The organism is Streptomyces sp. NPDC016845 (assembly GCF_044332585.1).
In the GTDB taxonomy this organism is placed as follows: Bacteria; Actinomycetota; Actinomycetes; order Streptomycetales; family Streptomycetaceae; genus Streptomyces.
Map to the genome: position 1 here is coordinate 170,573 of NZ_JBIRPI010000003.1, position 22,398 is coordinate 192,970.

Genomic DNA, 22,398 nt, shown 5'->3' on the forward strand with positions numbered 1-22,398 from the left:
CCGCCATTCTGGCCCATGACAGGCCTTTAGTTCGACCGGGTGCGGGCGTCCCACACCCGACCCGCACAGCCGGAACCCCTGTGACAGGTCTGTGACAGTCGAAGGACACCGCCATGAAGTCGCCCCGGCAAGCTTTTGGACATCGCACAGCAAGACGCGACGACACACAGAACGAATGACGAATGACGGACGTACCGGACTCCACGACGGGGGGCGCGAGATGAACACGCTGCACAGCACCACATCAACCGCAGTTGTCACGCGCCTGCACGACCTGGGCCGCAGCGAGCGTCATGAGAAGTCCGGTGCCGTGAGCGGGCGGGGGTGCGCTCGCGGCACCGGGCGTCAGCACGCCGTGTACATGACGGTGGTTGACGCGCCGGAGGCGGTGACCGAAGGGGTCGCTCACGGGGGAGCCGCGTACAAGGAGGCATCGGGGGAACGGCGTACATCGCTGTCGGAGGCCGAGTTCACGGCCTACGTGCAGGAACGCCGCGCCTCCCTGTACGCGACCGCCTACCACCTGACCGGCGACCGGTTCGAGGCCGAGGACCTGCTGCAGAGCGCGCTGTTCTCGACGTACCGCGCCTGGGACCGGATCAGCGACAAGGCCGCGGTCGGCGGCTACCTGCGCCGCACCATGACCAACCTGCACATCAGCGCGTGGCGCCGCCGCAAGCTCAACGAGTACCCGACCGAGGAGCTGCCGGAGACGGCCGGCGACACGGACGCGATGCGCGGCACCGAGCTGCGGGCCGTGCTCTGGCAGGCGCTCGCCCGCCTGCCCGAACTGCAGCGCACCATGCTGGTACTGCGCTACTACGAGGGCCGTACCGACCCGGAGATCGCCGAGATCCTGGACATCAGCGTCGGCACGGTCAAGTCGAGCATCTGGCGGTCGCTGCGACGACTGCGGGATGACGAGGTCCTGAGCTTCGGCCGGGACCAGGAGGAGAGCTTCGGGGAGCTTGTCGCCTGAGGGGCCCTCCGGGGGGACGGGGGTCACGGGGGTCACGGGGGCCCCGCTCGGGGGAGCGGGGTGTTCGAGGGGGGTAACAGGCGGGACCAGAGGGCCGGGGGGCCTTGCTGGTCCCGTCGCCTTTTGCGGGCCGCGCGCCCACGCGCCGTAGTGCTTGCGCCTTCAGCGCGCGTGCGGGCCGTATGTGGTTGCTCGCGCAGCTCCCCGCGCCCCTGAGCGGCGCAGCCCTGCTGACGCGCACCCGCTTGAGGACCCGGCCTATGAAGCCGCTCGGGCCTTGGCTCTGCGGCCCGCCGCTGCTGCCGTCAGACGGCCCATCGCTTCCTTCTTGTCGCAGGCGTGGGCGCCCAGGGACATGTGGCGGGCCACGATGGCCTTCTCCTCGCGCATCAGGCGCCAGCCGCGGCGCAGGAGGAACGGGACCGACTTGCGGCCCTCGCGCAGATCGCGGAGGAGGCGGCGGCGGAAGGTCGTCGAGGGGCGGCCGCGCAGGCAGAGGGCGTCGGCGAGGACGCCGAGTTCGCGGCACCGTTCGACGATGTCCGCCGCGAAGATGCCTTCCGCGATGAAGAGGGGCGTGCGCTCGATGTCGAGCGCCGTCTCGCCCACCCGTGCGCTGGTGACGAGGGAGTAGACGGGGACGTTGGTGCGTCCCTTCTCGCACAGCTCGACGATCGCGGCGAGCGCCGCCTCCGTGTCCCAGGACCCGGTCGCGTCCCAGTCGATGTCCGACGTTCCGGGCACCAGGGGCAGGGTCGGGTCGTCGGCCTCCTTGTAGAAGTCGTCGAGGCAGAGCACGGGAAGCCCGGAGCGGGCGGCGAACGACGACTTGCCGGAGCCGGAGAGCCCTGCGAGCAGGACGACCCGGGTCGGTATCGGAGGATGCGAACTCACGAGAGAACAGTGTGCGGCATGGAAGCGGCGACGCCGAGTCCGCGTGGTGGTGATGTGGCAGGCGACACGTTCAACTACTCTTCGTAGTTCTGTGGTTACGCAGAAGCGATTGTGCGAACGTTCCGTAGTACCCGGACCGAAAGGCTCAGGCGGAGAGATCATGGCTCGACACGCAGCCCGCAAGAACCCGATGACGACCCACGGCGCCCGGCGCGCCCTGCTGTGCGCGGGGCTGACCGTGACCGCCGCCGGTGCGGTGGTCGGGGCGGGCGCCGTGACCGCGAGCGCCGCGCCCGCCCCCGACGCCGGAGGCGGTATGGGCTCGCCCGTGCAGATCGCCACCCAGGCGCTGACCGCCTCGACCACGCACGCGCTCGGGCCCCTGAAGGATCTGCAGCTCGACCCGCTCGCCAACACGGGCGCGGACCCGCTGGACAACGCGATCGGCACTCAGCTCGCCGACTTCAAGCCGGTCAGCACGGCGGCGCTCACCGGCCCGATCACGTCGGGCAGTTCACTGTCCGAGCTGCCGCTCGTCGGCACCGTGGTGGGCGTGCTGCCGGGCTGAGCCCCTCTCGGGGGCGGTGCGGTGCGCGTCCGCAGGGATGTCTCGCGCGCCGCCCACGCGACGGTGAACGCCACCGCGCCCCTGCGGCCGTTACGTGGATGCCGTGCGGTCAGGCCGGGTACGGGCGGGTCTCCTTGGCGTCCCGCAGGGCGTGCGCCCACCAGGTGAGCTGGTCGAGCATCGCCTTCGCGGCCGTGTCCACCGCCGGGTCGTCGACGCGGCCGTCGGCCGCGAAGGCCCCGTAGGCGTTGTGGAAGCTGACCGTGTTGCGGATCGTCATGGCGTTCAGCTCGGCCATGACGACGCGGAGGTGCTCGACCGCGCGCAGACCGCCCGACAGGCCGCCGTACGAGACGAAGGCGACCGGCTTCCCGTGCCACTGCTCGTTGTGCCAGTCGACGGCGTTCTTCAGGGCGGCCGGATAGCTGTGGTTGTACTCGGGCGTGACGAAGACGAACGCGTCCGCGGCGGCGAGACGCGGCGTCACCAGCGAGAGCGCCTCCGTCGTCCCGGGCGGCGGCTCCTGGCCGAAGGCCGGCAGGACGGTCGGCAGCGGCGTCTCGGCGAGGTCGACGACATCGGCCCGTACGTCGTCGCGCTGCCCGAGGTGGCCGGTCAGCCACTTGGTGACGACGGGCGCGAAGCGGCCCTCGCGGGTGGAGCCGACGAGGACGGCGACGCGGAGCGGTGTGCCTGGCATGAGAGCCCCCTGCATGAATGTGTACGGCGTATCTACTGGCGTACAACGTACACAGGCAATGTGTACGCCGTCTACTGGGGATACGCTGTACACGTTCAGCGGCGGACAGGTGCGGCGAGAGGGGAAGGACCGTGGCGGCACGGAAGGAAGAGGACGGGGGTCGGCTGGTCGAGCCCTCGCTCTGGGAGCGGCTCGAACGGCCGGCGCCCACCCAGCGCGCCTCGCTGACGCTCGACCGGATCGCCGAGGCGGCCGTCGAGCTGGCGGACGAGGAGGGCGCCGCCGCCGTCACCATGCGGCGCCTCGCCGCGAAGCTCGGGGTCGCGCCCATGGCCGCGTACCGGCACGTGTCCGGCAAGGACGATCTGTGGGCGCTCATGGTCGACCGGGTCTTCGCCGGACTGACGGTCGCGGACGATGTCGAGGACTGGCGCGACGTGCTGCGCTCCTTCGCCCTGCGGACGCGCGCGATGATGCTGAGCCACCCGTGGCTCGGCCAGGTGCCGACGCCGCTCGTCCAGCTCACCCCGGCCCGGATGGCTGTCGCGGAACGGCAGTTGAAGGCGCTCTCGGGACGCGACCTGGACGCCGACTCGATGATGGCCGCGTTCCGCGTGGTCGGCGCCTACGTGCACGGTGCGACGCAGTCCGAGATCGCGCTGCGTACGTACAAGCGGGAGCACGGCTGGGAGAGCGGCGACGAGGCCCGGCAGGCGCTCGCGCCGCAGATGACCTATCTGATGGACACCGGCCGCTATCCCGTGTTCACGAAGTACGCGCTCTCCGCGACGCGCAAGGACGACCCGGGCTGGGAGTTCGAGTTCGGCCTGGACTGCGTCCTCGACGGGATCGCGAGGCGGCTCGGGATCTGAGGGCCCGTCTCCGGGCGCGGGCAAGGGTGCGGCCCCGGCCCCTCCTGGACGGAGGAGGGGCCGGGGCCGCAGGTGTGCCGGGTGGGGCTAGTACGAGGAGCCGGACGCGCCCAGCGAACCCGTGGGGTGCCAGACCGTCTTGGTCTCCAGGAACCGCGTCAGGCGGTCCGTGCCCGGGTCCGCCGTGAAGTCCTCCACAGGCTGGGGACGACGCACGCGCTTCAGGTTGTCCGCGGCGGCGATCTCCAGCTCCTTGGCGAGGGCCGCGTCGGCGCCGGTCAGGTCGATGCCGTTCACGTCCTGGTGCGCGGCGAGCGCCGGGGCGATCTCCGACGCCCTGCCGGAGAGCAGGTTCACGACGCCGCCCGGCAGGTCGGAGGTGGCGAGCACCTCGCCGAGGGAGAGCGCCGGGAGCGGCGCCTTCTCGGAGGCGATCACGACCGCCGTGTTGCCGGACGCGATGACCGGGGCGATCACCGAGACGAGGCCGAGGAAGGAGGATTCCTGGGGCGCGAGGACCGTGACGACACCGGACGGCTCCGGCGTGGAGAGGTTGAAGAAGGGCCCGGCCACGGGGTTGGCGCCGCCCACGACCTGGCCGATCTTGTCGGTCCAGCCCGCGTACCAGACCCAGCGGTCGATCGCCGCGTCGACGACCGCGGCCGCCTTGGACCTGCCCAGGCCCTCCGCCTCGGCGACCTCGCGCACGAACTGCTCGCGGCGGCCCTCCAGCATCTCGGCGACGCGGTAGAGGATCTGCCCGCGGTTGTACGCGGTCGCGCCCGACCAGCCGCCGAACGCCTTGCGGGCGGCGACGACGGCGTCACGGCCGTCCTTGCGGGACGACAGCGGCGCGTTCGCCAGCCATGTGCCCTTCGTGTCGGTCACTTCGTACACCCGGCCGCTCTCGGAACGCGGGAACTTCCCGCCCACGTACAGCTTGTAGGTCTTGAGGACGGACAGTCGCGCCGGCCCGGAGTTGCCGGTCTTCTCGGACTTGTCAGACATCGAGGTACGCCTCCAGGCCGTGACGGCCGCCTTCGCGGCCGAAGCCCGACTCCTTGTAACCGCCGAACGGCGAGGTCGGGTCGAACTTGTTGAACGTGTTGGCCCAGACGACCCCGGCCCGCAGCTTGTTCGCGACCGCCAGGATGCGCGAACCCTTCTCGGTCCAGATGCCCGCCGAGAGCCCGTACTGCGTGTTGTTGGCCTTGGCGACGGCCTCCTCCGGCGTGCGGAAGGAGAGCACGGACAGGACCGGGCCGAAGATCTCGTCACGGGCGACGGTGTGGGCCTGCGTGACGTTCGTGAACAGCGTCGGCGCGAACCAGTAGCCGGACGACGGCAGGTCGCACGGCGCCGACCAGCGCTCGGCGCCCTCGGCCTCGCCGGTCTCGGCGAGCGCCTTGATCCGGGCGAGCTGCTCGGCGGAGTTGATCGCGCCGATGTCGGTGTTCTTGTCGAGGGGATCACCGAGGCGGAGCGTGGCCAGGCGGCGCTTGAGGGAGTCCAGCAGCTCGTCCTGGATCGACTCCTGGACGAGGAGGCGCGAGCCCGCGCAGCAGACCTGGCCCTGGTTGAAGAAGATGCCGGTGACGATGCCCTCGACGGCCTGGTCGATCGGGGCGTCGTCGAAGACGATGTTGGCGCCCTTGCCGCCCAGCTCCAGCGTGACCTTCTTGTCCGTACCGGCGACGGTACGGGCGATCTGCTTGCCGACGGCCGTGGAGCCGGTGAAGGCCACCTTGTTCACGTCGGGGTGCCCGACCAGCGCGGCGCCCGCGTCGCCGTAGCCGGGCAGGATGTTGACGACGCCCTTGGGCAGGCCCGCCTGGCGGCAGATGTCCGCGAAGAACAGGGCGGACAGCGGCGTCGTCTCGGCGGGCTTGAGGACCACCGTGTTGCCGGTGGCGAGCGCCGGGGCGATCTTCCACGCGAGCATCAGCAGCGGGAAGTTCCACGGGATGACCTGGCCCGCGACGCCGAGCGCCTTGGGGTTCGGCCCGTATCCGGCGTGGCCGAGCTTGTCGGCCCAGCCCGCGTAGTAGAAGAAGTGCGCGGCTACGAGGGGGAGGTCGGCGTCCCTCGTCTCCTTGATGGGCTTCCCGTTGTCCAGCGTCTCCAGGACGGCCAGCTCGCGCGAGCGCTCCTGGATGATGCGGGCGATACGGAACAGGTACTTCCCGCGCTCGGCGCCGGGCAGCGCCGACCATGTGGCGAACGCCTTGCGCGCGGCCTTGACGGCCCGCTCGACGTCGGCCTCGCCGGCCTGCGCGACCTCGGAGAGGACCTCTTCGGTGGACGGCGAGACGGTCTTGAAGACCTTGCCGTCGGCGGCCTCGGTGAACTCGCCGTCGATGAAGAGCCCGTAGGAGGGGGCGATGTCGACGACGGAACGCGACTCGGGCGCGGGCGCGTACTCAAATGCGTTGGTAAGGGGGGAGTTGCTCATGGTGTTCAGTCCACCGTCACGTAGTCGGGACCGGAGTAGCGGCCTGTCGCCAGCTTCTGGCGCTGCATCAGCAGGTCGCTCAGGAGGCTGGAGGCGCCGAACCGGAACCAGTGGTTGTCGAGCCAGTCGGCGCCCACGGTCTCGTTGACGATCACGAGGAACTTGACGGCGTCCTTCGAGGTACGGATGCCGCCGGCGGGCTTCACGCCGATCTGGACGCCGGTGGCGGCGCGGAAGTCGCGCACCGCCTCCAGCATCAGCAGCGTGTTGGCGGGGGTGGCGTTGACCCCCACCTTGCCGGTCGAGGTCTTGATGAAGTCCGCGCCCGCCAGCATGCCGATCCAGCTCGCGCGGCGGATGTTGTCGTACGTCGACAGCTCGCCGGTCTCGAAGATGACCTTCAGCCGGGCCGACCCGGAGGCCTCCTTCACGGCGCGGATCTCGTCGTGGACCTTCATGTACCTGCCGGCGAGGAAGGCGCCGCGGTCGATGACCATGTCGATCTCGTCGGCGCCGGCGGCGACGGCCTCACGGACGTCACCCAGCTTCACGTCGAGCGCGGCGCGGCCCGCCGGGAAGGCGGTGGCGACGGAGGCGACCTTCACGTCCGTGCCGGCCACGGCCTCCTTCGCGGTCGCCACCATGTCCGGGTAGACGCAGACGGCGGCGGTGCGCGGGGCGGTGCGGTCGGTCGGGTCGGGGTGGGCGGCCTTCGCGCCGAGCGCCCGGACCTTGCCCGGGGTGTCGGCGCCCTCCAGGGTCGTCAGGTCGATCATCGAGATGGCCAGGTCGATGGCGTACGCCTTCGCCGTGGTCTTGATGGAACGGGTTCCGAGCGCGGCGGCGCGGCTCTCCAGGCCCACCGCGTCGACGCCAGGCAGTCCCTGGAGGAATCGGCGCAGCGTGGCCTCGGAGGCGGTGGCGTGGGCCAGCGCGTGTTCTTTGGCGGGGGATGCAGTGGGCATGGTCACGAGCTGAGCATATCTACGCGCGTAGCGGATGTATAGGGCCCGGGGTCCGTCAGTGCGGGCCTTCGCGGGCGGCAAGCCGGATCCTTCACCCGGAGCGGACGCGAAGCCCCGGGGCTCCGCCCCGGCCCCCGCTCCTCAATCGCCGGAGGGGCTCGATCCGGGCCCCCTGGACCCGACGCGTGCACGGGACGAGGCCAGCCCCGCCAGGGGCGCGGGGAACTGCGCGAGCGACCGCGGCGCGTGTGTCGCCCGGCCGCGGCGCCTCGCCCGGGGGCCCGGAGCGGGCCCGTGCCCCGGGATGCCGCGGAGGGAGTCCCGGGTGGAGCGGAATGTGGCGTCAGGCAGAATCGGGGTATGAGCAACCGCCCCCCTTCCTCCCCCGACCGGATCTACCGGTCACCCGCCGGTGCCGCAGGCGGTGTCGTGCTGCTGATCCTCGGGGCCTGGCTCGGCGGGGACGCGGTGTTCAACGGGGAGGGGCGGACGCCGTGGCTGGCGCTCGCGGGGCTGCTGTTCGCGGTACCGCTCGTCGTCGCGTTCACCATCCGCCCGGTCGTGCTCGGCAACGACGACCGGCTGCGCGTGCGCAACCCGTTCCGCGTCATCACCCTGCCCTGGGCCACCGTGGCGAGCTTCCGCTCGGGGTACTCCAACGAGGTGTTCGACGAGACCGGCACCAAGTACCAGCTCTGGGCCATCCCGGTCTCGATCCGCGCCCGCCGCAAGGCGCAGCGCCCGCCACGGCCCAAGGCCCGCACCCGCGGCCGGGCGGCGGACGACGTCGAGGCGCAGCCCCCGGCCGAGCGGCGCGCCGCCGGTGACAAGTCCATGGACGAGCTGCGCGAACTCCACGCGGCGCGGGCCGCGGCCAAGACCTCGCAAGGCGAGCCGCACGTCCGCTGGGCCTACGAGGTCATCGCCCCGGCCGCGGCCGGAGCGATTCTCCTGATCATCCTCGTCGCCCTGGGCTGAGCGGCCGGGTCAGATGCCCGCCGCCGCCGAGAGGTCCCGCTTGATCCCGGCCAGCCGCCCGGCGGCCGTCTCCCGGGCCGCGGGCAGCGCGGAACGGTCGGCGACCGGCACCACGGCCTCCAGGTAGCACTTCAGTTTGGGCTCGGTGCCGGACGGGCGGACGATCACGCGCGCGCCCTCCAGCGTGTAGCGCAGACCGTCCGTGGGCGGCAGCCCGCCCGCACCGGCCGAGAGGTCCTCGGCGCGGACCACCGCGAGCCCGGCCAGCTCCGTCGGCGGCTGCTCGCGCAGGCGGCGCATCGCGTCGGCGATGACCGACAGGTCCTCGACGCGGACGCTCAGCTGGTCGGTGGCGTGCAGGCCGTGGGCGAGCGCCAGGTCGTCGAGCGCGTCCAGGAGCGTACGGCCCTGCTCCTTGAGCCCGCTCGCCAGCTCGGTCACCAGGAGCGCGGCCGTGATGCCGTCCTTGTCACGCACGCCCCCGGGGTCGACGCAGTAGCCGAGCGCCTCCTCGTAGCCGTAACGCAGACCCTCGACGCGGGCGATCCACTTGAAGCCCGTCAGCGTCTCCTCGTACGGGAGGGACGCAGCCTCGGCGATCCGGCCGAGGAGCGAGGAGGAGACGATCGACTCGGCGAGGACGCCGCTCACACCGCGCCCGACCAGGTGCGCCGCGAGCAGCGCGCCCACCTCGTCACCGCGCAGCATCCGCCACTCCCCGCCGTCCTGGACGGCGACGGCGCAGCGGTCGGCGTCCGGGTCGTTGGCGATGATCAGGTCGCAGTCGACCGTCCTGGCCGTCGCGAACGACAGATCCATCGCCCCCGGCTCCTCCGGGTTCGGGAACGCGACCGTCGGGAAGTCCGGGTCCGGCTCGGCCTGCTCGGGCACGAGCACCGGCTCGGGGAAGCCCGCGCGCGCGAAGGCGGCGAGGAGGGTGTCCTTGCCGACGCCGTGCATGGCCGTGTAGACGGTGCGGGCCGTGCGCGGGGAACCGGCGGCGAGGACGGCGTCCGTACGCGCGAGGTACGCCTCCAGGACCTCTTCGCCGAGCGTCTCCCAGCCGGACTCCGGACGCTCCACGTCGTGCAGCGAGCCCACCGCGTCGATCTCGGCGGCGATCTCCGCGTCGGCGGGCGGCACGATCTGGGAGCCGTCGCCGAGGTACACCTTGTAGCCGTTGTCCCGGGGCGGGTTGTGCGAGGCCGTGACCTCGACGCCCGCGACCGCGCCCAGGTGCCGTACGGCGAAGGCGAGGACGGGCGTGGGCAGCGGGCGCGGAAGGATCGCGGCGCGCAGCCCGGCGCCCACCATCACCGCGGCCGTGTCGCGCGCGAACTCCGCCGACTTGTGGCGCGCGTCGTAGCCGATGACGACCACGCCGTCGCTCTGGCCCTTGGCCCTCAGGTACGCGGCGAGGCCCGCGGCGGCGCGGATGACCACCGCGCGGTTCATCCGCATCGGGCCCGCGCCCAGCTCACCGCGGAGCCCGGCCGTGCCGAACTGCAGCGTCCCGGCGAAGCGCTCGCCGAGCGCCTCCAGGTCCCCGCTGTCGATGAGCGCGGCCAGCTCCTCGCGGGTCTCCTCGTCGGGATCCTCCGCCAGCCAGGTCTTCGCCCGGTCGAGCAGTTCGCTGCCTTGTACGGTCACGGTTGGCTTCCTTCAGACGTCGGCGTACGTGTTACGTATTACGTATTACGGAGACGCGTAGTACGTACAACGGGTGTACGGGTACCCCGGATCAGATCTTCGCGAGGACCTTGGTCAGGAGTTCACCCATGCTCGCGGCGGAGTCGCGGCCGGCCTGGAGGACTTCCTCGTGGTTCAGCGGCTCGCCGGACAGGCCCGCGGCCAGGTTGGTGACCAGGGAGATGCCGAGCACCTCGAGACCGGCCTCACGGGCGGCGATGGCCTCCAGGACCGTGGACATGCCGACGAGGTCGGCGCCGAGAACGCCGGCCATGCGGACCTCGGCCGGGGTCTCGTAGTGCGGGCCGGGGAACTGGGCGTAGACGCCCTCCTCGAGGCCCGGGTCGATCTCCTGGCACATCGCGCGCAGGCGCGGCGAGTACACGTCGGTGAGGTCCACGAAGTTCGCGCCGACGATGGGCGAGGTGGCCGTCAGGTTGAGGTGGTCGGAGATCAGGACCGGCTGGCCGGGGCGCATGCCCTGGCGCAGGCCGCCGCAGCCGTTGGTGAGGACGATCGTCTTGCAGCCCGCGGCGGCGGCGGTGCGCACGCCGTGCACGACGGAGGCGACGCCGCGCCCCTCGTAGTAGTGGGTGCGGCCCAGGAAGACCAGGGCGCGCTTCGGACCGACCTGGTACGAGCGGACCGTGCCCTTGTGCCCGGCGACGGCGGCGCCGCCCTGGCCCGGCAGCTCGGTGAAGGGGAACTCGGCGGCGGGCGTGCCGAGCGCCTCGGCGGCCGGCGCCCAGCCGGAGCCCATCACGAGGGCGACGTCGTGGGTCTCGGCACCGGTGAGCTCGCGCAGGCGCGCGGCGGCGATGTCGGCGGCGGCGTAGGCGTCGCCCGGCAGGTCTTCCGGAGTAACAGATGCGTTCACGCGTTTGAGAGTAGCCGCTGAAGTCCTACGCGCGTAGATGACGAGCCCCACGGTATCGCGATCGTTGCCTTGTCGTTTCCGACAAAAACCGGCCAGGGGCTTTTCGGCCCGCGGTCAGCAGGGCCGTTTGCGCATCTCCATGACGTAGTCGTGCGGAGCGCCCGCGGACTCGGCCGCGTCAGCGATCTCGCCCAGGTAGCGCGCGGAGGGCAGCCCGCCCTCGTACCCGTTCAGGACGTACACCCATGCGGGCTCCTCGCCCTCCAGGGTGTCGACGCGCACGCGCATACGACGGTAGATGTCGAGCCCGACGCCCTCCCAGCGGTCCATGGAGTCCTCGTCCATGGGCGCGATGTCGTAGAGCGCGACGAAGACCTGCGAGCGGGGCGCCTCCACGATGGTGGCCAGCGCTCCCTCCCAGCCCATGTGCTCGCCCCCGAACGTCAGCCGCCAGCCTTGCAGCCACCCGGTCGCGCGCAGCGGCGAGTGGGGGGCGCGGCGCGTCATGAGCCGCGGGTCGAGATTGCCGGCGTACGCGGCGTAGAGCGACATGGGTCCGAGGGTACGGCAGTTGCCGCGTGTGCTCCGTGCGAAGTGCCTGCCGCCCCCGTGCTTGCCACCCCCGCCAGGGCACCATCTTGAGCGGTGCGGGACAATGGGGTACGTGACTCGGATCGTGATCATCGGTGGCGGACCTGGCGGATACGAAGCGGCCCTGGTGGCCGCGTCGCTCGGCGCGGAGGTGACCGTCGTCGACTGCGACGGTCTCGGCGGCGCGTCGGTGCTGACCGACTGTGTGCCGTCGAAGACCCTGATCGCCACGGCCGAGGTGATGACGACCTTCGACTCCTCCTACGAGGAGCTGGGCATCATCGTCGAGGACGACACCCCGGACCCGGACAGCCCGGCCCGCGTCGTCGGCGTCGACCTCGGCAAGGTCAACCGCCGGGTGAAGCGCCTCGCGCTCGCCCAGTCGCACGACATCACCGCTTCCGTCACGCGCGCGGGCGCGCGCGTCATGCGCGGTCGCGGCCGCCTCGACGGGCAGCAGGACCTGGACGGCTCCCGCAAGGTCATCGTCTCCACCGCCGACGGCTCCGAGGAGACCCTCACCGCCGACGCCGTGCTCATCGCGACCGGCGGCCACCCGCGCGAGGTCCCCGACGCGCAGCCCGACGGCGAGCGCATCTTCAACTGGACGCAGGTCTACGACCTGGACGAGCTGCCCGAAGAGCTGATCGTGGTCGGCTCCGGTGTCACCGGCGCCGAGTTCGCCGGTGCCTACCAGGCGCTCGGCTCCCGCGTCACCCTCGTCTCCTCCCGCGACCGCGTGCTGCCGGGCGAGGACCCGGACGCCGCCGCCGTCCTGGAGGACGTGTTCCGGCGCCGCGGCATGAACGTCATGGCGCGCTCCCGCGCCGCCTCCGCCAAGCGCGTCGGCGACCGCGTCGAGGTCACCCTCGCCGACGGCCGCACCATCTCCGGCACGCACTGCCTCATGGCGGTCGGCGCCATCCCGAACAGCAGCGGGATGGGTCTGGAGGAGGCCGGGGTCAAGCTGAAGGAGTCGGGCCACATCTGGACCGACAAGGTCTCGCGGACGTCCGCCCCCGGTGTGTACGCGGCCGGTGACGTGACCGGCATCTTCGCCCTCGCGTCGGTCGCCGCCATGCAGGGCCGTATCGCGATGTACCACTTCCTCGGCGACGCGGTGACGCCGCTGAACCTCAAGACGGTCTCCTCGAACGTCTTCACGGACCCGGAGATCGCCACCGTCGGTTACTCACAGGCCGACGTCGACGCCGGGAAGATCGACGCCCGTGTCGTGAAGCTGCCGCTCCTTCGCAACCCGCGCGCGAAGATGCAGGGCATCCGCGACGGCTTCGTCAAGATCTTCTGCCGTCCGGGTACGGGCATCGTGGTCGGCGGTGTGGTCGTCGCGCCGCGCGCCTCGGAACTGATCCATCCGATCTCGATCGCTGTCGACAACAATCTGACCGTCGAGCAGATCGCGAACGCGTTCACCGTGTACCCCTCTCTTTCCGGCTCGATCGCGGAAGTGGCGCGTCAGCTGCACACCCGCAAGGCCGCCGAAGAGGGCTGAGCCCGGGTTTATACCACTGTCGGTGGTGGTGTGCGAACAGAATCTGTAATTCGGCGCAAACTGCTGAAAGCAGACGGTCGTTGGGGTTACTGTCAGTTTCGTGTTCGCTGCAGAACGTCGTCAATTGATCCTCGAAATGGTGCGGGCCAATGGAGCGGTATCGCTCCGGGAGCTCGCCCGCGTCGTCCAGACCTCTGAAGTGACCGTACGGCGGGACGTGCGCGCACTGGAGGCAGAAGGACTCCTCGACCGCCGGCACGGCGGTGCGGTATTGCCGGGCGGATTCACGCGGGAGTCCGGCTTTCCGCAGAAATCACATCTCGCGACCGCAGAGAAGACGGCCATCGCCGATCTCGCCGCGGGTCTCGTCGAAGAGGGCGAGGCCATCGTGGTGGGCGCGGGGACGACCACGCAGGAGCTGGCCCGCCGGCTCGCGCGTGTGCCGGGCCTGACCGTCGTCACCAACTCACTCCTGGTGGCCCAGGCGCTGGCCCATGCCAATCGCGTCGAGGTCGTCATGACCGGTGGCACGCTGCGGGGTTCCAACTACGCCCTTGTGGGCAGTGGGGCGGAGCAGTCCCTCCAGGGGCTCAGAGTCTCCCGGGCCTTCCTGAGCGGCAGCGGTCTGACGGCCGAGCGCGGACTCTCCACGTCCAACATGCTCTCGGCGTCGGTGGACCGGGCCCTCGTGCAGGCCGCGGCGGAGGTCGTCGTCCTCGCCGACCACTCCAAGCTCGGCACCGACACGATGTTCCAGACGGTCCCCACGGATGTGATCACGCGGCTCGTCACCGACGAACCGCCCGCCCATGACGACCGCGCCGCCACGGAGTTGCAGGCACTGGCCGACCAGGGCGTGCAGATCGCAGTCGCGGGGGCGGGGCAGGCATCGGCCGGGGCTGGTGATCCCGCCCCGGCACGCCAACAGCGCCGGGACGTCCCCCTCCCCGGCCAGCGCCGTCAGCAACTTCCCGGCGGGGGCCACCCGTTGCGAAGCGCGGCGCCGATGGAACAGAGCCCCGAGCGCTCGGCAAGAGTGGCGGATCTACGTCGCCGATAGGGGGCGCGGGGAACCGCGCGCCCAGCCACAACAGAACCGTCACCCGGCAACGGCGACCGCGGGGCTCTCACGAGTCCGTGATACCCCGCAGCGTCAACCGCAACAGGCGGTCAGCCAAGTCCGGGTCCGACGGCGTCTCCTCAGCGGCCAGCGCGATCGCGTTGGTCAGCTGGAGCAGGTCGGAGATCGACACGTCCTGCCGCACCGCCCCGGCCCGCTGGGCGCGCAGAAGCAGCGCCTGCCCCGCCTCGCGCATCGGCGTACTGCACCGCGACAGGGCCGAACTCTCGTCCTGGGAGGCCGACATGAGGGCGCGGGACAGACCCCGGTACTCGCCGGCATGCGTGATGATCTCGCGCAGCCAGGTCACGAGCGCCGCGCAGGGCTGCGAAGCGTCGAGCAGGGCCCGGGAGCGGGCCAGCAGATCGCGTACCGCCTCCTCGAAGACGGCGCTGACCAGCGCGTACCGGTTCGGGAAGTGCCGGTACAGGGTGCCGATGCCGACCCCGGCGCCACGCGCCACGTCCTCCAGGGACGCCCCGGTGCCGTGCTCGGCGAAGGCGGCGCGGGCCTGGACGAGCAGCCGCTCGTAGTTGCGGCGGGCGTCCGCACGCATGGGGCGGGGGCGCTCGTACTCGGTGCCGGACGTCATCGGGCCTCCCTGGGCGTGCGCGGGGCCTTCAAGGATGCCTGATCATCCTCGCGGGCCGGTGCGGAGGGCAGGGCCCCGCAGTAGCGTGGGGCCGGTCGATACGTCCTGGAGCAGGCCATGGACATGAGCGACGGGGACGTACGGGGCGTGGAGCGTCTCGTACGGGAACTTCAAGAGGCGGCGGGCGTAGAGGAGCTGCGCGGCCGGGCGGTGCGGGCGCTGGCCCGGATGATCCCGGCCGACGGCGCCCAGTGGTACAGCTTCGAGCGGCGCGGCGCCGTGGTGCGGGCCCTGGCCGTGCCCGCCGAGACGTTCCACGCCGATCCGGCCGTGATCTACCAGCACCCCGTCGACCATCCGCTGACCGGGGCCATGCTCGTCGGCGGCACGGGCGGCGCCCACCGGGTCAGCGACGCCGCGACCGACCGGGAGTGGCGGGGCACCCACTGCTACAACCTGGACTTCCGCCCCTTCGGCATGCGCCGCCACCTCGTCGCCGCGGGGCGGGACGCGACCGGCGTGGTCGGCTACGCGCTGGTGCGCGGCGGCGCCGACTTCTCCGTCCGCCAGCGGGACCTGCTCGGGTTCGCGCACGCCCGGATCGCCGCCGCCGAACAGGCGTGGGTGCGGCGGCAGGCGCTGCTCGACGTGGTCGCCGCCGCGCTCGCCTCCGTCGGGCGGCCGGGCCACGGCGTCGCCGCCGTTGACGACAACGGGACGCTGCGCGCCCTGGACGGGGTCGCCGAGGCGCTCCTGCCCCTGGTCCGGGACGACCCGCGGCTCGCGGGTCCCGAACCGTTCCGAGTGGGGGACGCACAGGTGCGGGTGGTGCCGTGCGCCGTGCCGGGGGTGCCGTGGCTCGTGCTGCTCCACGACCGTGCGGCGGGCCGCACCGCCGCCCGCCGCCTCGGCCTCACCGGGCGTGAGCACCGCACCCTGGAGCAGATCGACGCGGGCCGCACCCCGGCCGAGGCCGCCCGCGCGATGGGCATCTCGCTGACGACCGTACGGGGTTACGTGGCGGCCCTGCACCGCAAACTGGCGGCCGGGCACACGGCGGCGCTGCTGCGCAGGGGACGGGAGCTGGGCCTGCTCGGCGAGTGAGCCGAAAACCCGGGAAGCGCCCGACAGGCATGGCCTGTCGGGCGCTTCCCCGTCGTGCGTGTGGGCGTCAGTCCTTGATCTCGCAGATCACGGCGCCCGAGGTGAGGGACGCGCCGATCTCGGCGGACAGGCCCTTGATGGTGCCGGACTTGTGCGCGTTGAGCGGCTGCTCCATCTTCATGGCCTCCAGGACGACGACGAGGTCGCCCTCCTGGACCTCCTGGCCCTCCTCGACGGCGACCTTGACGATGGTGCCCTGCATCGGGGACGCGAGGGAGTCGCCGGAGGCGGCCGGGCCGGACTTCTTGGCCGCGCGACGCTTCGGCTTGGCGCCCGCCGCGAGCCCGGTGCGCGCCAGCGACATGCCGAGGGAGGACGGGAGGGAGACCTCGAGGCGCTTGCCGCCGACCTCGACGACGATCGTCTCGCGGTCGGCGTCCTCGTCCTCGGCGGCGTCCGCGCCACCCGGCCGATACGGCGGGATGTCGTTGGCGAACTCGGTCTCGATCCACCGGGTGAAGATGGTGAACGGCGCGTCGCTGCCGGTCAGTTCGGGGGCGAACGCCGGGTCGGTGACGACCTTGCGGTGGAACGGGATGGCGGTGGCCATGCCGTCGACCTCGAACTCGGCGAGCGCGCGGGCGGAGCGCTCCAGCGCTTCCTTGCGGGTGCGGCCGGTGACGATCAGCTTGGCGAGCAGGGAGTCCCAGGCCGGGCCGATGACCGAGCCGGCCTCGACGCCCGCGTCCAGGCGGACACCCGGGCCGGCCGGCGGGTTGAACGTCGTCACCGTGCCGGGCGCCGGGAGGAAGTTGCGGCCCGGGTCCTCACCGTTGATGCGGAACTCGAAGGAGTGGCCGCGCAGTACCGGGTCGCCGTAGCCCAGTTCCTCGCCGTCGGCGATACGGAACATCTCGCGTACGAGGTCTATGCCGGCGACCTCCTCGGTGACCGGGTGCTCGACCTGGAGGCGGGTGTTGACCTCCAGGAAGGAGATCGTGCCGTCCGCGCCGACCAGGAACTCCACGGTTCCGGCGCCGACGTAGCCGGCCTCCTTCAGGATCGCCTTGGAGGCGGAGTACAGCTGCTCGACCTGGGCGTCGGAGAGGAACGGCGCCGGAGCCTCCTCCACCAGCTTCTGGTGGCGGCGCTGCAGCGAGCAGTCACGGGTGGAGACGACGACCACATTGCCGTGGCTGTCGGCCAGGCACTGGGTCTCCACGTGGCGCGGCTTGTCCAGGTAACGCTCGACGAAGCACTCGCCGCGGCCGAACGCGGCGACCGCCTCGCGGACCGCGGAGTCGTACAGCTCCGGGACCTCTTCGAGGGTGCGGGCGACCTTCAGGCCGCGGCCGCCGCCACCGAAGGCGGCCTTGATCGCGATGGGCAGGCCGTGCTCCTCGGCGAAGGCGACGACCTCCTCCGCACCGCTCACCGGGTCCGGGGTGCCGGCGACCAGCGGGGCACCGGCGCGCTGCGCGATGTGCCGGGCGGCGACCTTGTCACCCAGGTCCCGGATGGCGTGCGGCGGCGGGCCGATCCAGATCAGCCCGGCATCCAGCACGGCCTGGGCGAACTCGGCGTTCTCCGACAGGAATCCGTAGCCGGGGTGGATCGCGTCCGCACCGGAGTCCTTGGCGGCCTGCAACACCTTGGCGATGTCCAGATAGCTGGTGGCCGGGGTGTCACCACCCAGGGCGAAGGCCTCGTCGGCCGCGCGGACATGCGATGCGTCCCGGTCCGGGTCGGCGTATACGGCAACGCTCGCGATCCCTGCGTCCCGGCACGCCCGGGCCACGCGGACAGCGATTTCGCCACGGTTGGCGATGAGCACCTTGCGCACGATGGCTCCCTCCTTGAAACAAGCCGAGTTTAGGGACTGCCGACACGGGGTTACGACCCGTCCCCAATGGTGAGCTTGCCCACACGGAGTGTGACTCGAGGCCCGCTCGGTCCGCGAAATCCCTTGTCGCGCCTGGCAGTGCGGGATCCCTCGGCCCAACCCTAGCCGGACGATGTGGTCAAGGTCTCTGTGCGACCGTGCCCCGCCCCGTGGGCATTCTTTGTGGAGTCCCTACGAATGGCCCAATGATTCTTTGCCTTCCGCAGACCCCTTGTCCGCAGGTTTACCCGTTAGTAGCGTTCGCGATGTCTTGAACATACTCGGGGTAACCGACCGTCGTACGTGAAGGTGGGTGGGGCCGGTGGCACGCAGACCGGTGGCGTGGGTGGCCGCGATCGTGTTGCTGGCGGAGGCGGCCGGGATCGTGCTGCTCAACTGGATCCTGGGGCTCGTGGTGGACCGGCAGGACATGTCGCTCGCCGGGCTCGATCCGGACGCGATGTCCGTGGGCGCCTGGGCCGCGGGCGCGGTGTTCGGGCTCTACCTCGCGGTGTGCGCGTTCCTGCTCGCCCGCGCGGCCGCCACCGACCGCTCGCCGGGCGTCGTCGGCCGGATCGTGCTGATCAGCGCGGCCGTCGTGCACGGTTTGCTGGGCGCGTTCACCGTCGGGCTGGTCGGCTGGCCCGCGTTCGTGTTCATGATGGTCGTGCTCGCGCTGATCGTGTTCTCGCTGGTGTCCTTCGACCGCAGGGACCAGGGCCGGGCAGCGGGCGGCGACGACAGTGCGGCCGCCCCGCCGCCCCCGCCCGCTAGCGCGCCGGAGCCCACAACTCCGTGACGGATACGCCCAGTTCGGCGAGGAGGCGGCGGAGCAGCGGCAGCGAAAGGCCGATCACATTGCCGTGGTCGCCCTCGATGCCGTCGATGAACGGTGCCGAGCGGCCGTCGAGCGTGAACGCGCCCGCCACGTGGAGGGGTTCGCCGGTCGCCACGTACGCGGCGATCTCCGCGTCGCTCGGCTCGCCGAACCGGACGACCGTGGACGCGGTCGCCGAGACGTACCGCTTCGCGGCGGTGTCGTAGACGCAGTGGCCGGTCTGCAGGGTGCCCGCGCGGCCGCGCATCGCCTTCCAGCGGGCCGTCGCCTCCTCGGCGTCGGCGGGCTTGCCGAGCGGTTCGCCGTCCAGGTCGAGGACCGAGTCGCAGCCGACGACCAGAGCGCCGCCCGCCTCGGGCAGCGCGGCCACCACGGACGCCTTGGCCTCGGCCAGGGCGAGCGCGAGTTCCGCGGGCGTCGGGGCGGACACGGCGTCCTCGTCGACACCGCTGACGATCACCTCGGGGGCGAAACCGGCCTGGCGCAGCAGGCCGAGGCGGGCGGGGGACTGGGAGGCGAGGACGATGCGGCGCGCGGCTGTCATGCGGCAAGCGTAGAGGAGCCGGTCCGGGCCCCTCGCCCGTTGTCCCGCGGACGGCTCACAGGGCGCCGACGCCCACCATCACCATGGCCAGGAACACCGCGAGCGCCAGCACGAAACCCGCGCGGCGCAGCATCTCCTGCGTCTCGCGGTACTCCTTCGGCGGCTCGTTCTCGGGGTCTGACCACAGCACATCACCGATAGTGCGCCGCGGCGTACCGGAGCGCCTGAGTACGCGTACTCAGGCGCTCCGGGGTGTCGGCGATGTCACGCGGGCCAGTACGTGCGCGTCCAGCTCGACGGCCCCGGCGCGGGCAGCCGGCGCCGGGCGACGCGGGACGGATCGGCCCAGGCGTCCCGGCGCGCCGCGGCGGCCGGGGCGTCGGAGACGGCCGCGGCGCGCGCCTGGACCACCGCCAGTGCGGCGGCCAGCTCCTCGGGGGTCGGATTTCCCCGTACGACCTTGATCATCATCAGCCAGGGCTCCCTGCGGCCTAGAGGGGGATGTTGCCGTGCTTCTTCGGGGGCAGCGACTCCCGCTTGGTGCGCAGCTGGCGCAGGCCCTTCACGACGTGCGCGCGGGTGTCGGACGGCAGGATCACCGCGTCGACGTAACCGCGCTCGGCCGCCGTGTACGGGTTGAGGAGCGTGTCCTCGTACTCCTGGATGAGCCGCGCCCGCGTGCCCTCGCGTTCCTGGGGGTCCTCGGCGGCGGCCAGCGTCTTGCGGTGCAGGATGTTCACCGCGCCCTGCGCGCCCATGACGGCGATCTGCGCGGTCGGCCACGCCAGGTTCAGATCGGCGCCCAGGTGCTTGGAGCCCATGACGTCGTACGCGCCGCCGAACGCCTTGCGCGTGATGATCGTGATGAGCGGGACCGTCGCCTCCGCGTACGCGTAGATCAGCTTCGCGCCGCGCCGGATGATGCCGGTGTGCTCCTGCTCGACGCCCGGCAGGAAGCCGGGGACGTCGACGAAGGTGAGGACCGGCACGTTGAAGGCGTCGCAGGTCCGCACGAAGCGGGCGGCCTTCTCGGAGGCGTCGATGTCGAGGCAGCCCGCGAACTGCATCGGCTGGTTGGCGACGATGCCGACCGGGTGGCCCTCGACGCGGCCGAAGCCGGTGAGGATGTTCGGCGCGAACAGCGCCTGCGTCTCGAAGAACTCGGCGTCGTCCAGGACGTGCTCGATCACCGTGTGCATGTCGTACGGCTGGTTCGCGCTGTCCGGGACGATCGTGTCGAGCGCGCGGTCCTCGTCGGTCTGGGTCAGGTCCGCCTCCTCCGGGAAGGCGGGCGGCTCGCTCAGGTTGTTCGACGGCAGATAGGACAGGAGCGACTTCACGTACTCGATGGCGTCCTTCTCGTCGCCCGCCATGTGGTGCGCGACGCCGGAGCGCGCGTTGTGCGTGCGGGCGCCGCCCAGGTCCTCGAAACCGACGTCCTCGCCGGTGACCGTCTTGATGACATCCGGCCCCGTGATGAACATGTGGCTGGTCTGGTCGACCATCACGGTGAAGTCGGTGATCGCGGGGGAGTAGACCGCGCCGCCCGCGCACGGCCCGACCACGAGGCTGATCTGCGGGATGACACCGGACGCGTGCGTGTTGCGGCGGAAGATCTCGCCGTACATGCCGAGGGCCATGACGCCCTCCTGGATGCGGGCGCCGCCCGAGTCGTTGATGCCGATGACCGGACAGCCCGTCTTGAGGGCGAAGTCCATCACCTTCATGATCTTCTGCCCGAAGACCTCGCCGAGGGCGCCGCCGAAGACGGTGAAGTCCTGCGAGAACACGGCGACGGGACGGCCGTCGACGGTGCCGTAACCGGTCACCACCCCGTCCCCGTACGGCTTGTTGGCGGCCATGCCGAAGTCGGTGGAGCGGTGCCGCGCGAACTCGTCCAGCTCGACGAACGAGTCCTCGTCGAGCAGCAGCCCGATCCGCTCACGCGCCGTCAGCTTGCCCTTGGCGTGCTGCTTCTCCACGGCGCGCGCGGAGCCCGCGTGGGTCGCCTCGTCGATCCGGCGCCGCAGATCCTCGATCTTGCCTGCGGTCGTGTGGATGTCGGCACTCTGGGGATCTTCCAACTCGGACATCGGGGCGCGGCTCCCTGACTGGCTTCTCGGGGACGGGGGGGACGGTGTACGGGGAAACGAAATGGGCTACTGACTCGTAGGGTAGTGGCGCGAATACCGTTCGGCAGTGCGGTCTTTGCCACACCTAGGCTGGGTTGCATGACGCCGCGAGATGGTTCAGACGCGCACGACAACCGCTGGTCCGACCTGGACCGGCCGCCCCTCGGAGCGACCGCCCTGCGCCGCTCCCTCCTGCGGGGCGAAGGGCTCTGGTCGTCCCTGGACGTGGTGCCCCGTACGGGCTCCACCAACACGGACCTGGTGGCGCGGGCCACCGCCGGCACCGCACAGGAGGGCGCGGTGCTCGTCGCCGAGGAACAGAGCGCGGGGCGCGGGCGCCTCGACCGGCAGTGGTCGGCTCCGCCGCGCTCGGGTCTGTTCTTCTCCGTCCTCGTCAAACCCGGCGAGCACGAGGTGCCGGTCGAGCGGTGGGGGTGGCTGCCGCTGCTCACCGGGGTCGCGGTCGCCACGGCCCTGTCCTCGACGGCCGGGGTCGACACGGCGCTGAAGTGGCCCAACGACGTCCTCGTCACCGTCGGCGGGGAGGAGCGCAAAGCGGGCGGCATCCTCGCGGAGGCCGCCGGCGGTGGGGTCGTCATCGGGGTGGGCCTGAACGTGTCGCTGCGGGCGGAGGAGTTGCCGGTGCCCGGGGCGGGGTCGCTGGCGCTGGCCGGGGCGAAGGTCGTGGACCGGGAGCCTGTGCTGCGGGCCGTGCTCAGGTCGTTCGAGCGGTGGTACTCCGAGTGGTGTGCGGCCGAGGGGGATCCGGGGCTGTCCGGGGTCCAGGAGACGTACGCCGCCGGGTGCGCGACGCTTGGCCGCTCTGTACGGGCGATTCTTCCCGGGGGCCGGGATGTGGTCGGGGAGGCGGTTGCCGTCGACGGGGGCGGGCGGCTCGTCATCGTCACCGAGTCCGGAATCCGGGAGCCGGTCGCGGCGGGCGACATCGTCCACCTCCGCCCGGGCCCGGGCATCTGATCGCCGTAGGGGCGCCGCCGCCCTCCGACCGCGACACCGTCGTGGCTGGTCGCGCAGTTCCCCGCGCCCCTGGGCGTCTGCTGGGACCGGCCCGTCACCGGCTGCGGCACCGTCGTGGCTGGTCGCGCAG

Annotated in this window: 23 protein-coding genes; 9 read left to right on the forward strand and 14 right to left on the reverse strand. The window is 71.7% G+C overall.

Annotation, left to right across the window (positions count from 1 at the left end; translation table 11 throughout):
* The first annotated feature begins 220 nt into the window (after positions 1 to 220).
* The gene (locus ACH4RC_RS11090) at positions 221 to 979 is read left to right on the forward strand and encodes a SigE family RNA polymerase sigma factor (protein WP_398199162.1); all 759 of its coding nucleotides are present in this window, start codon (positions 221 to 223) and stop codon (positions 977 to 979) included.
* Positions 980 to 1,237: 258 nt separating this feature from the next.
* Here the strand turns inward: ACH4RC_RS11090 and ACH4RC_RS11095 are convergent, their stop codons facing one another.
* Complete coding sequence (locus ACH4RC_RS11095; RefSeq protein ID WP_398198205.1) at positions 1,238 to 1,873, reverse strand: ATP-binding protein; 636 nt, start codon at positions 1,871 to 1,873, stop codon at positions 1,238 to 1,240.
* Between the two features lie 160 nt (positions 1,874 to 2,033).
* On the opposite strand from ACH4RC_RS11095, the gene ACH4RC_RS11100 reads away from it, so the two are divergent.
* Positions 2,034 to 2,441 (forward strand): hypothetical protein, encoded by a 408-nt coding sequence (locus ACH4RC_RS11100; RefSeq protein ID WP_398198207.1) that lies wholly within the window; start codon positions 2,034 to 2,036, stop codon positions 2,439 to 2,441.
* 109 nt (positions 2,442 to 2,550) lie between these two features.
* Here the strand turns inward: ACH4RC_RS11100 and ACH4RC_RS11105 are convergent, their stop codons facing one another.
* The gene (locus tag ACH4RC_RS11105) at positions 2,551 to 3,141 is read right to left on the reverse strand and encodes an NADPH-dependent FMN reductase (protein WP_398198208.1); all 591 of its coding nucleotides are present in this window, start codon (positions 3,139 to 3,141) and stop codon (positions 2,551 to 2,553) included.
* Positions 3,142 to 3,272: 131 nt separating this feature from the next.
* Between ACH4RC_RS11105 and ACH4RC_RS11110 the strand changes: the two genes are divergently transcribed.
* Positions 3,273 to 4,013, forward strand: a complete 741-nt coding sequence (locus tag ACH4RC_RS11110) for a TetR/AcrR family transcriptional regulator (RefSeq protein ID WP_398198210.1) — start codon at positions 3,273 to 3,275, stop codon at positions 4,011 to 4,013.
* An 87-nt stretch (positions 4,014 to 4,100) separates the two neighbouring features.
* On the opposite strand, the gene ACH4RC_RS11115 is transcribed toward ACH4RC_RS11110, so the two are convergent.
* From ACH4RC_RS11115 to deoC, 3 genes are read right to left on the reverse strand one after another with little or no spacing between them, the layout of a single operon-like run.
* A complete protein-coding gene (locus tag ACH4RC_RS11115) occupies positions 4,101 to 5,021 on the reverse strand; it encodes an aldehyde dehydrogenase family protein (protein ID WP_398198212.1) in 921 nt (306 codons plus the stop codon).
* Positions 5,014 to 6,465, reverse strand: a complete 1,452-nt coding sequence (locus ACH4RC_RS11120; RefSeq protein ID WP_398198214.1) for an aldehyde dehydrogenase family protein — start codon at positions 6,463 to 6,465, stop codon at positions 5,014 to 5,016. Before ACH4RC_RS11120 ends, ACH4RC_RS11115 begins: the two co-directional genes overlap by 8 nt.
* A gap of 5 nt (positions 6,466 to 6,470) precedes the next feature.
* Entirely contained in the window at positions 6,471 to 7,430 is a 960-nt protein-coding gene (gene deoC / locus ACH4RC_RS11125) for a deoxyribose-phosphate aldolase (RefSeq protein WP_398199164.1), read from the reverse strand.
* A gap of 360 nt (positions 7,431 to 7,790) precedes the next feature.
* On the opposite strand from deoC, the gene ACH4RC_RS11130 reads away from it, so the two are divergent.
* Entirely contained in the window at positions 7,791 to 8,408 is a 618-nt protein-coding gene (locus ACH4RC_RS11130) for a PH domain-containing protein (protein WP_398198216.1), read from the forward strand.
* Positions 8,409 to 8,417: 9 nt separating this feature from the next.
* Here the strand turns inward: ACH4RC_RS11130 and ACH4RC_RS11135 are convergent, their stop codons facing one another.
* From ACH4RC_RS11135 to ACH4RC_RS11145, 3 genes are all read right to left on the reverse strand, one after another.
* Positions 8,418 to 10,058 (reverse strand): phospho-sugar mutase, encoded by a 1,641-nt coding sequence (locus ACH4RC_RS11135; protein WP_398198218.1) that lies wholly within the window; start codon positions 10,056 to 10,058, stop codon positions 8,418 to 8,420.
* 91 nt (positions 10,059 to 10,149) lie between these two features.
* Positions 10,150 to 10,974: a purine-nucleoside phosphorylase gene (locus tag ACH4RC_RS11140; RefSeq protein WP_398198219.1), complete on the reverse strand. Its 825-nt coding sequence runs from the start codon at positions 10,972 to 10,974 to the stop codon at positions 10,150 to 10,152.
* Between the two features lie 114 nt (positions 10,975 to 11,088).
* On the reverse strand, positions 11,089 to 11,526 hold the full coding sequence (locus ACH4RC_RS11145; RefSeq protein WP_398198222.1) for a gamma-glutamylcyclotransferase: 438 nt from the start codon (positions 11,524 to 11,526) through the stop codon (positions 11,089 to 11,091).
* Positions 11,527 to 11,629: 103 nt separating this feature from the next.
* Between ACH4RC_RS11145 and ACH4RC_RS11150 the strand changes: the two genes are divergently transcribed.
* Together ACH4RC_RS11150 and ACH4RC_RS11155 are read left to right on the forward strand one after the other, a co-directional pair.
* Positions 11,630 to 13,078, forward strand: a complete 1,449-nt coding sequence (locus ACH4RC_RS11150; RefSeq protein ID WP_398198224.1) for an NAD(P)H-quinone dehydrogenase — start codon at positions 11,630 to 11,632, stop codon at positions 13,076 to 13,078.
* Between the two features lie 136 nt (positions 13,079 to 13,214).
* Positions 13,215 to 14,138, forward strand: a complete 924-nt coding sequence (locus ACH4RC_RS11155; RefSeq protein WP_398199166.1) for a DeoR/GlpR family DNA-binding transcription regulator — start codon at positions 13,215 to 13,217, stop codon at positions 14,136 to 14,138.
* Positions 14,139 to 14,205: 67 nt separating this feature from the next.
* On the opposite strand, the gene ACH4RC_RS11160 is transcribed toward ACH4RC_RS11155, so the two are convergent.
* Positions 14,206 to 14,790: a TetR/AcrR family transcriptional regulator gene (locus ACH4RC_RS11160; protein WP_398198227.1), complete on the reverse strand. Its 585-nt coding sequence runs from the start codon at positions 14,788 to 14,790 to the stop codon at positions 14,206 to 14,208.
* A 117-nt stretch (positions 14,791 to 14,907) separates the two neighbouring features.
* On the opposite strand from ACH4RC_RS11160, the gene ACH4RC_RS11165 reads away from it, so the two are divergent.
* Positions 14,908 to 15,894: a LuxR C-terminal-related transcriptional regulator gene (locus ACH4RC_RS11165; RefSeq protein ID WP_398198229.1), complete on the forward strand. Its 987-nt coding sequence runs from the start codon at positions 14,908 to 14,910 to the stop codon at positions 15,892 to 15,894.
* A 67-nt stretch (positions 15,895 to 15,961) separates the two neighbouring features.
* Here the strand turns inward: ACH4RC_RS11165 and ACH4RC_RS11170 are convergent, their stop codons facing one another.
* Complete coding sequence (locus ACH4RC_RS11170; protein ID WP_398198230.1) at positions 15,962 to 17,737, reverse strand: acetyl/propionyl/methylcrotonyl-CoA carboxylase subunit alpha; 1,776 nt, start codon at positions 17,735 to 17,737, stop codon at positions 15,962 to 15,964.
* 352 nt (positions 17,738 to 18,089) lie between these two features.
* Here ACH4RC_RS11170 and ACH4RC_RS11175 point away from each other — a divergent pair, with 352 nt between their 5' ends.
* Complete coding sequence (locus ACH4RC_RS11175; RefSeq protein WP_398198233.1) at positions 18,090 to 18,575, forward strand: hypothetical protein; 486 nt, start codon at positions 18,090 to 18,092, stop codon at positions 18,573 to 18,575.
* Here ACH4RC_RS11175 and ACH4RC_RS11180 read toward each other — a convergent pair.
* The 4 genes from ACH4RC_RS11180 to ACH4RC_RS11195 all read right to left on the reverse strand — a co-directional run bounded on the left by ACH4RC_RS11180 (position 18,547) and on the right by ACH4RC_RS11195 (position 21,251).
* Positions 18,547 to 19,158, reverse strand: coding sequence for a nucleoside triphosphate pyrophosphatase (locus tag ACH4RC_RS11180; RefSeq protein WP_398198236.1), 612 nt, complete (start codon positions 19,156 to 19,158; stop codon positions 18,547 to 18,549). The two genes, ACH4RC_RS11175 and ACH4RC_RS11180, sit on opposite strands and share 29 nt — an antisense overlap.
* Before the next feature lie 55 nt (positions 19,159 to 19,213).
* Positions 19,214 to 19,348 (reverse strand): morphogenic membrane protein MmpB, encoded by a 135-nt coding sequence (gene mmpB, locus ACH4RC_RS11185; RefSeq protein WP_398198238.1) that lies wholly within the window; start codon positions 19,346 to 19,348, stop codon positions 19,214 to 19,216.
* A 74-nt stretch (positions 19,349 to 19,422) separates the two neighbouring features.
* Positions 19,423 to 19,629: an acyl-CoA carboxylase epsilon subunit gene (locus tag ACH4RC_RS11190; protein ID WP_398198241.1), complete on the reverse strand. Its 207-nt coding sequence runs from the start codon at positions 19,627 to 19,629 to the stop codon at positions 19,423 to 19,425.
* A gap of 20 nt (positions 19,630 to 19,649) precedes the next feature.
* The gene (locus ACH4RC_RS11195) at positions 19,650 to 21,251 is read right to left on the reverse strand and encodes an acyl-CoA carboxylase subunit beta (protein ID WP_398198243.1); all 1,602 of its coding nucleotides are present in this window, start codon (positions 21,249 to 21,251) and stop codon (positions 19,650 to 19,652) included.
* A 138-nt stretch (positions 21,252 to 21,389) separates the two neighbouring features.
* On the opposite strand from ACH4RC_RS11195, the gene ACH4RC_RS11200 reads away from it, so the two are divergent.
* A complete protein-coding gene (locus ACH4RC_RS11200; protein WP_398198246.1) occupies positions 21,390 to 22,268 on the forward strand; it encodes a biotin--[acetyl-CoA-carboxylase] ligase in 879 nt (292 codons plus the stop codon).
* Positions 22,269 to 22,398: the final 130 nt, after the last annotated feature.